Genomic DNA, 9,662 nt, shown 5'->3' with positions numbered 1-9,662 from the left:
GTCTGCTTATAGAAGACTACCTCGCAATACATCAACGAAGCTAACCAAGCAAGCAGCAGTACTACCATGTAAGTGACAATCTACATATTACAATTTGAGCCTTGACTTTTTACATAGAAGGATGACATATTGTTTATCATGAAGTATTGTATTGAAGAAAAAGTTATTCCTGCATATCCATGGCGCGGGAATTAATTCCCGCGCAAGTGACAAGCCTGTCTTTTACGTTCAAACTCGTATTATCCATTACAGTTAATACTACTGATACCCATGCCTCTTCAAATTTCCAGCCAACTTCTTTTCCACATCTCGTTGCTGTTGATCCGTCAAACGCTCTTTCCATTTGCCCACGGATCTGTTTGAGATCGGTTTATTCACATTCTCGTGATGCTTGAGGTGATTATCCCCCAAATACACCGGGTCGTTTTCCAGCATCTCAGGGTCAAACGAAATATCAAGGAACTCACAAACCTCTCGCACAGTCGTTTCAGGGTCATTGACAAATTCCTCATAGTAAATGGTCAAGACGCTGCCGGGAGATTTCTTCTGAAACTGCTCTACCTTCTCTATCGAGAGATTCCACCGCTCACACGCCTCATCCAGGCTGTCGGCCAGGTCGGCTGCCAGGTAGGAGCTCACCACATCGCGCCCGTCGCGGATCATATTGAGGTAGCGTGCGTTGGGAAATACTTTTTCCACCCATTTCAGCCGCAGTGCAAGGAAGGGCGTTTTATCTCCCCAGATTGTTGCCTCCGGCTTATGCGTTTCCATGTGGTATGCATGCAACAAATCCACAATCTTCGCAAGTGACTGCTCCTCCTCAGGCAACGCACTCGCTCTTCGTTGAACCTCCAGCAGATCGATATTCCAGAGGTCAAATACTGTTTGCGAGGCAAATTCGCCCAGCGTCACGCTTACCAGGTCCTTCCATTCGAGCCCGCCATAGCGGTAAAACTTTTTAACGGAATTCGTGATAGCACTGTGGCTCTCCGGTGGAATGTTAACGGCTGGGTTCCGCTGCAATACCGACCGCATCAGCGTATTCCCGGAACGCCCGGAACCAATTATAAAAAAGGGCGTAATTTTCTTTTTTTGTGCTTCCGTTATCAACGTGTTTGACTGCGTGCAGTCAAGAAAAAGCTGGGCCGCCCTCAACGAAAAGGGGTTAAGAAATTTTTGCCGCTGATGTGAATCCATAGGTGTATCGGTAAAGAAAGTTACCTATTCAATAGTTATAATAAGCCAGTTGCTGAAACAGGAATGTAACAATTTTAAGTTACTCTTTAAGTGGGCGTAATAATAAGGCAGAGCATCCAAAACACCATCATCTCGTATGTAGGGATTGTGCTCGGCTTTATTACCACCATCCTGATGTTTCCCCATATCCTGGAGCCCGGGCAGTACGGCCTCACCCGCCTGCTCATCTCGCTGACGATGGTTAGCACCCAATTTGCCCACTTTGGGATGAAAAACGTGATCATTCGGTATTTCCCCTATTTTCAGCAAACGGAACGGTCGCGCTATAAACTGCTGGCCCTAACCTTCCTGGTCCCACTGTTGGGATTTCTATTATTCCTTGTCCTCTTCTTCCTCTTCCAGGATCTGCTGATCCAGTATTTTTCCGACCGTTCTACCCTTTTTTCGGACTACAACCTCTACCTGCTTCCGCTCGTTTTTGCCGTGCTGTTTTTTGAAGTCCTCAACAGCTATGTCCGCGCTCTGCAGGACTCCGTGACCGGCTCTTTCATCCAGGAAGTGGGCCTTCGGCTGTTGACCATCGTTTTGTTGGGAATTTATTATTACGGCTTGATTGATTTCCCCCTGTTTATGGCGGGATTTGCACTTATCTATGGCCTGCAGCCGATCTTTTTAGTTGGGCACCTCATTGTCCAGGGGGAACTATCTTTTTCCAAACCGCTAAAAAATATAAGTGCTCGTCTTCTCAAAGGGATGGGCGTTTACGCCGTGTTTTCGCTGCTCGGGGGACTGGCCACCATGCTCGTCGGCAATATCGACATCCTGATGCTAAGCGCCCTAAAAGACCTGGAAAATACGGCCGTGTATGCCATCGCTTTTTATGTGGGATCGGTCATCGCGGTTCCCCAGCGCTCGATCAGTAAAATAGCGCTCCCGGTACTGGCTGGGTTGTTGCGGGACAAAAACTACGATGAAATTGATAGGCTCTATAAACGCACGTCCCTGAACCAGATCATAGCAGGCAGCCTCCTTTTTGTCGGCATCTGGGCCAACATGCACAACCTGATTGATCTCCTACCACCCGAATACTCAGGGTTGAAATGGGTGGTCATTGTTGTAGGCGCCGCCAAGCTCTTCAACATGGCAACCGGTATCAACGGCGGTATCATCCTGAACTCCCGGTTCTACCGGTTCGACCTGTACTCCAACATCTTTCTTGTATTGCTGACGATCCTCACCAACTACCTGTTAATTCCTCCATACGGTATCTTGGGAGCGGCCATGGCCACCGCTCTTTCACTGTTTCTCTATAACTCCATCAAGCTCATTTTTGTGTGGATCAAATTTTCTATGCAGCCGTTCCGCTGGAATGCACTTGCTGTGCTCCTCATCGCCGGGGGATGCCTGCTGCTTTCGTTTGAGATCCCCTACCTGTACAACTTTGTGGTGGATGTGACCGTACGGTCGGGCATAATGGCTGCGGTATTCCTGGCATTGATTCTTATATTCGGTCTCTCAGATGATGTTAAGAACCTGGTGCAGGAAAGTTTACGCAGGATTCGAACTTTTATGAAAAGATGAAATTCTTAAGCAGGCGCAAGTTTGTAACTTGTGCCATTAAGATCTCGGGAAAGTAACTATCGTTGATATTAGCTTTAGTCATAATCAAAGTTACGTATCCCTACGAGATCCCGCATCGGAGTGCGGGATGACTGATTAGCTTACATTTAAAACACATTATATCATAAATGCAATGAGGCTGCCTTGGGTGTAATCGTTCGACAGAGTATTCAAAACACGGTGATCGCCTATATAGGCATTACGCTGGGATTTATCTCTGTCATCCTGCTCTATCCCCGTGCGTTGACGGCCGACCAATATGGCCTGACTCGCATCCTGGTCTCACTTACGGCAGTAAGCAGCCAGTTTGCTCACCTTGGGATGAAAAATACTATAACCCGTTTTTTACCCCATTTCAGGGATACCAAGGCTGACAAATATGGCCTTCTTTTCCTGACGCTGGTCATCCCCCTGGGTGGTTTCCTCTTGTTCACCATCCTTTTCTTCCTGTTTGATGAACAGCTTATTTATTACTACAGTGATCAATCAGAACTGATCGAACAGTATTACCTCTACCTGCTCCCACTCGTTGGTGTTGTGGTATATTTCGAAGTTCTGAACAGCTATGTTCGAGCGCTGAAAGATTCCGTTACAGGCTCGTTCCTGAATGAAGTGTTGATGCGCCTTTTCATCATCATGCTCCTTCTCCTGTATTGGTATGATCTATTCTCATTTTCCACCTTCATGGTCTTCTTTGTGCTCATTTATGCGACCGAACCATTTATACTGCTGTTCTATTTGTATCGTAAAAATGAGCTTTACCTGAAGATACCATTTCGGGATTCCAGTCGCAGGCTAATCCCCAACCTGGTGTCCTTTGGAGCCTACACCATGCTTGGCGGACTGACAACCATCCTAGTGGGGAATATTGACATTATCATGATCGGAGCAATGACAAACCTGGCCAACACGGGTGTGTATGCCGTCGCCTTTTACGTCGGTTCCGTCATTGAAATTCCCAAACGGTCGATTGCCAAAATCGCTACTCCTATCATCGCAGACCTAATGAAGGAGCGGGATTTCAAAAAAATTGAAGACCTGTACGCCCGTACCTCGCTCAATCAACTGATTGGCGGCAGCCTCCTTTTAATAGGCATCTGGGCCAACATGCACAACCTGGTCGCCCTGCTTCCACCGGAATACCAGGGCGTAAAATGGATCATTATCACCATCGGATTTGCGAAGTTGGTGGATATGACGGCGGGCATGAACGGTCAGATCATCCTGAACTCCAGGCACTATCGTTTTGACCTCTATACCATGATATTGCTGGTAATCCTTACCGCAGCCACCAACTACCTGCTGATCCCGATTTACGGTATACTTGGCGCAGCCATTGCTACTGCTATCTCCATCTTTGTCTACAACCTGGTCAAATACATTTTTGTGTGGATCAAGTTTTCAATGCAGCCGCTGCAGTGGAATGCGCTTGGAGTCGTCGCAATAGCCGTGGGATGCCTCCTACTATCATTCCAGATTCCCTATATGCTCAATTTTGTAGTAGATGTGACGGTGCGGTCGCTCCTGATCACTGTTGTTTTCATTGGCGCAATTCTTTTGTTTGATCTATCCAATGATGTGAAAAATTTGACGAAAGAAAGCATAAGACGAGTTCGGGTATTCTTTGGGTGGTAATCCCAGGGGGAATCAATTCCCGTGCTAGTGATAAGGCAATTCAATAGTTCAGTTCATCTCGTTCCGTACCTCCGGTGCGGAACGCATCCTGCCACCTCAGGTGGCCCGCATAGCCATGCATCATTGCCTTTCAGATGGAAGAAATATGGCAGCATAAGGTACCAGAGGTACCACGCTCCGTGCCCGACCAGAGGTCAGGCACGAGATAAATCAAATTGTAATTCGAAACGCTGTTTCGAAAACCATGTGCGAAGCAGCGCTGCGTGTTACATGCACCTGTTTTTTACCAACATTTAATCACTCGTTACTCATCACGCACTGCTCATCACGCACTGCTCATCACGAATTACCCCTCTCCGGTCGGAAGTACAACACCCTCCCAACTCAATCTTGTCTTTCTAATCCTAATTTTTAATTCTTCATTTTTCATTCCCAATTCCCACCCTGTACACTGTCCCCTGATCCTTGTATCTTTGGCAACGATTCTGGGAAAAAATCCGTTGAACACGTTCACTGTAAAACCCAATGAAATTTGATAGTCGTCCATGGACGAATTACATATTTATAATTCGCTAACCCGCGAAAAAGATCGGTTTAAACCTAACAAGGAAGGATTTGTAGGGATATATGTTTGTGGTCCCACCGTCTACGGCGATCCCCACCTGGGCCATGCCAAGAGTTACGTCTCCTTTGATGTCGTCGTTCGCTACCTGCGCTATCTCGGCTACAAAGTGCGGTATGTGCAAAACATCACGGATGTAGGCCACCTTACCGATGATGCTGACCAGGGTGAAGACAAGCTGGAGAAGCAGGCCCAGATTGAAAAGCTGGAGCCGATGGAGATCGCCGAAAAGTATACCTACAACTACTTTCGGGATATGGACAAGCTGGGGGTGCAGCGGCCCGACATCTCACCCCGTGCCACCGGGCACATCCCGGAACAGATTGAAATGGTGAAAAAACTGTTGGAAGAGGGACATGCCTATGAAGTTGATGGCAATGTCTATTTTGATGTCTCCTCCGATGAAGAGTATGGCAAACTGAGCGGCCGTGATGTAGAAGATCAGGAAGCAGGCACGCGCATTGAAACGGCCGGCGACAAGCGCGACCCCAAAGATTTTGCACTCTGGAAAAAGGCCGGCGATGATCACATCATGAAATGGAACTCCCCGTGGGGATGGGGGTATCCCGGCTGGCACCTGGAGTGCTCGGTGATGTCTACCAAGTACCTGGGACAAAACTTTGACATCCACGGTGGTGGACTCGATAATATTTTCCCGCACCACGAATGTGAGATCGCCCAGAGCGAATGCGCCTACAACGAGTCGTTTGCCAACTACTGGATGCACAACAACATGGTGACGCTCAATGGCCAAAAGATGGGCAAATCGCTGGGTAACGCCATTTCGCTCGACGAATTTTTCCGGGGCGATCACGAACTGCTTACCCGCGCCTGGGCACCACAGGTGATCCGGTTTTTCCTTCTGCAGAGCCACTACCGCAGCACCACCGACTTCACCGAAGATGCACTCAACGCAGCCGAGCAGGGCCTTGATAACCTGCAGAACATCATCCGCCTGATCGAAGATACCGAGCCCGGAGATGCCGACCCGTTTGATATTGAGGCGCTGGATTCTGAGCTAAAGCAACGGATGAATGACGACTTCAACACGGCACAGGCCATTGCCGTTTTATTTGAAAACCTAAAGGCCCTCCGCAAACAGATAAACCAGGACGAAGTTCCCTCCAACCTGGATGATGTCAAATCACTTCTGGAACGCTTTGTAGACGGGGTGCTTGGCATCTGGCCGGAAGCGGAGGAGGACACAGCAGGAGACGACAAGACCGAAGACCTGGTGGAACTGCTTATCGACCTGCGTACCGAGGCTCGAAAAGAAAAGAACTTTGAAAAGGCTGATAAAATCCGGGATGAGCTAAAGGAGATAGGTATTGAACTCATGGACAATCCCGACGGCACAACTTTTGAAATTAAGCGTAATTCGTAATCCGTGATATCTAAAGCAAGACTCCATACGCATTACGAATCACGTATCACGTGTACTCATTACTCATGACTTACTACTCAAAACTATAAACATGCAATCAACCGATCATTTTGTCTGGGATGCCGATCCAAGTGTTTTTAACCTCGGAACTGTCAATCTCCCGTTCCCGGTAGCCATATGGGGACTCGTCCTAGCAGTCGTAGCCATTATCTACGGTTTTTCAAAATTGGAGGAACAGAAACCGAAAGGAAAAGAGGAGCCGGCCGGATGGAAAATCCTGGCTGTAATCTTCGGTTCACTTATCGGTGGGCAATTGCTTTTCCTGCTTCTCCCATCACCCACCATCTCACAAATCGGGCCGATACAACCACGATGGTATGGGGTACTCTTTGCCAGTGCTTTCGTTGTGGGCTACCTGCTCACCCGGCGAATGTTCATGCATGCCAATCGGGATCCACAAGAGGTCGAACAGCTTCTAACCTATGTTCTAATTGGAACGGTCATAGGGGCGCGGCTTGGTCACGTATTCTTTTACGATGCCAGCTATTACCTGCGGCACCCCGCCGAAATTATAGCAATCTGGCACGGGGGACTGGCAAGTCACGGGGCCGCCATCGGCATCCTGCTGGCGATGTACTATTTTGTAAAGAAGCATAGGGATATGAGCTACCTCTGGCTGGCCGACCGCGTGGTAATGGTTGTGGCTATCGGCGGAGCCTTCATCCGGACGGGCAACTTTTTTAATTCCGAAATTTTGGGGGAGCCCTCCTCCTTGCCCTGGGCTGTCATATTTGCGCGAATTGACATGATTCCACGGCATCCCACCATGCTGTATGAGGCGGCACTCTGTATCGCCACTTTTGCTGTGCTGTGGGTCATCTACAAACGCTATAAACACCAGCCGCCCGAGGGAGGTATATTCGGTGTATTCATGCTAATGCTGTTTACCGGCCGCTTTCTGCTGGAGTTCACCAAAATGAACCAGGCCGGATTTGCTTCCGACTGGTCGATCAACATGGGACAGTGGCTCAGCGTGCCGCTCATCATCGCCGGCATCTGGCTGATCCGGAAAGTGAACTGGGATAAAAAAATCAACAGATCTCAATGATTCGTCTGAGCTTATGTTCTCGGTTCCCGACCTGTCGCCGGACAACCATCGCTTATTGTATTTCGTACCCTCTCTGCCGAAAGGTGGAGGTGGTTTTTTGTTCATTATGAATGTAATAATCCTTCCTGCAGCGGTGCCGGAAGTCTCCTTAGTATGAGAAGGGCCTTCCCCTTAGTATGAGAAGACAATGCCCCTTAGCAGGAGAATTGGATTCTCCTGCTAAGGGGAATTGAAATGTCCTTAATAGGAGATATGAGAGTAGCCTTGAGATTCTTGGAATTGCATGCCCATATGACTACTACTTAAAACTTAATACTTCATACTTAACACTATTCAACCAGCCACTAAAGCGAGAACTGCAAGCGCGTACCCACCACCAACGCATTTTCATTCTGCTCAAGGAGGCCAGGATTCACGATGTATTGCAGGTCGAGCTGGACGAAGGAAAAGTTCTTTACCTGCAGGCGATAGGTCGTTTCGATGTTCATCTCATAAGAGGTGGGGTTCAGCCCAAACTGCTGGACCTCTTGCTCATAATCCGAGCTATTAAACGGCATGGCAAGAGCGATTCCCAGCTGATCGCGCGACCGTCCCCTGATCAAGCCGGTATACACCAGGCCGGCACCGACATACGAACTCAACCGGTTCACCTTTTCATTAGATACTCCATAACGGGCAAATCCTGACAGGCCCTGGTAGGCATCACTCTCCTCTTCAAAAAGGCGGTATTCCCCGAGTACATATAAGCCATTATTGCGTTGGGGTCCGCTTAACCACCCTGCCCTCTCTTTGGTGTACATCCACCCACCGACGGCAGCTTTGTAGCGGTTGTTCTCCCCGACGCCCCGGCTCAAGAAATCGCGGATTCTTGCCGTCCTGGATCTCGCAATCATCGATTCTTCTCCCTCGGGATGAAACGCAACTTCACCGGCCAGCAACAGTCCGTCGCGCTCCCGAAAAAAGATTTTGGTGCCGTCCGTATTCTGGGGGTTGGAGGGAATCCCATCGAGCAGGGCCCCTTTGATAACAACCCCTTTAATTGGATTGGACTTAAATCGCACCCCCATGGAGGTATATGGAAAGATTGATGGTCCAAGCACGCCGCTCAACGCATATTCAGGACCAATGCCGTGGGAGCTGTTCACAAAAAGCGTAGCCGTGTTGATGACATCGAACTCGGAGTTCAGATCATACAACCCAACCAGAATGGACGTCCGAATATCATAGATATATTTCTGGAACCACGCCTCATAGATACGCCAGGAGGTCTCCGACTCAATATTACTGATGCCCTGGATATCACCAGCAAGTTCCGAAATGCTTCCGCCCTGGTTTGCCAGTCCATAGATATAGAATTCGGTGCTCCCCCAGCCCAGACCCTCATCGGTATCAAACATGACCTCCAGGTCAAGGTTATCCATATATCGAAATCCAGTGTCATTGCCACCGGTAGTATTCGAGAAAATATCGGCTGTATAGGTAATACCCGCGTCCAGCCCCTCCATGAATGTTTGCTCCTCGTCATCCTGGGCATATGTCTCCGCCACAGGTATTGATAGCGCGATTGTAAATAGTATAGAACAAATAGCTTTGGTATCCATTAATCTCATTTACGTACCCTGATTGAGCTGTTTTGATTTCGCATCTATAACAACAAGACAAGATGAGATCATTTCTGATGGACGCTATTTAAAACTCGTCTTAATAGTTATCAAATGGTCCTAATGTACTCATCTAGCCAATTTCCAAAGAGCCTTTTGTTTTGATTCGCCAGTCGTCGGATACACTGCAAAAGGGACGAATAGATCAAGAAGAAATTAACTCAATCGGTTTGAATACTTGTGTAAACGCTGAATAAGTTCTTGGTCAAACAGGTTGCAAACAAAAATTCTTCCAATTCTCAGTTATTGCTGTAAAGAATCTACTTTTGAAAAGTGACGTTCTTCTTATTTATCGTTCATTTTTTCAATGAAGAAAAAACGAACCTTTAGATTCCCGTTAGTAAAACGTTCTATATTGAAGGGACAAGTAACAGACTGGAGCTGTCGGGGTGACCTAGAAAACGAACCAGCTTAAAGAGCTATTTTTGGTATACG

6 protein-coding genes are annotated in these 9,662 nt (G+C 48.0%); 4 read left to right on the top strand and 2 right to left on the bottom strand.

Translation table 11 applies throughout. The features are described 5' to 3' along the window. Positions 1–258: 258 nt before the first annotated feature. The gene (locus NC796_RS26115; RefSeq protein ID WP_310688797.1) at positions 259–1,197 is read right to left on the bottom strand and encodes a sulfotransferase; all 939 of its coding nucleotides are present in this window, start codon (positions 1,195–1,197) and stop codon (positions 259–261) included. 90 nt (positions 1,198–1,287) lie between these two features. Here NC796_RS26115 and NC796_RS26110 point away from each other — a divergent pair, with 90 nt between their 5' ends. The 4 genes from NC796_RS26110 to lgt all read left to right on the top strand — a co-directional run bounded on the left by NC796_RS26110 (position 1,288) and on the right by lgt (position 7,566). After that, on the top strand, positions 1,288–2,778 hold the full coding sequence (locus NC796_RS26110) for a polysaccharide biosynthesis C-terminal domain-containing protein (protein ID WP_310688795.1): 1,491 nt from the start codon (positions 1,288–1,290) through the stop codon (positions 2,776–2,778). A gap of 183 nt (positions 2,779–2,961) precedes the next feature. Next, positions 2,962–4,452: an oligosaccharide flippase family protein gene (locus NC796_RS26105; RefSeq protein WP_310688794.1), complete on the top strand. Its 1,491-nt coding sequence runs from the start codon at positions 2,962–2,964 to the stop codon at positions 4,450–4,452. Between the two features lie 545 nt (positions 4,453–4,997). Further along, entirely contained in the window at positions 4,998–6,458 is a 1,461-nt protein-coding gene (gene cysS, locus NC796_RS26100) for a cysteine--tRNA ligase (protein ID WP_310688792.1), read from the top strand. Positions 6,459–6,549: 91 nt separating this feature from the next. Next, positions 6,550–7,566, top strand: coding sequence for a prolipoprotein diacylglyceryl transferase (lgt, locus tag NC796_RS26095; protein ID WP_310688791.1), 1,017 nt, complete (start codon positions 6,550–6,552; stop codon positions 7,564–7,566). 344 nt (positions 7,567–7,910) lie between these two features. Here the strand turns inward: lgt and NC796_RS26090 are convergent, their stop codons facing one another. Then, complete coding sequence (locus NC796_RS26090) at positions 7,911–9,167, bottom strand: carbohydrate porin (RefSeq protein ID WP_310688789.1); 1,257 nt, start codon at positions 9,165–9,167, stop codon at positions 7,911–7,913. Between the last annotated feature and the right edge of the window lie 495 nt (positions 9,168–9,662).

It is taken from the genome of Aliifodinibius sp. S!AR15-10 (assembly GCF_031569985.1).
Taxonomy (GTDB): Bacteria; Bacteroidota; Rhodothermia; order Balneolales; family Balneolaceae; genus JAMQKA01.
This window is presented reverse-complemented; position numbering and strand designations above follow the sequence as displayed.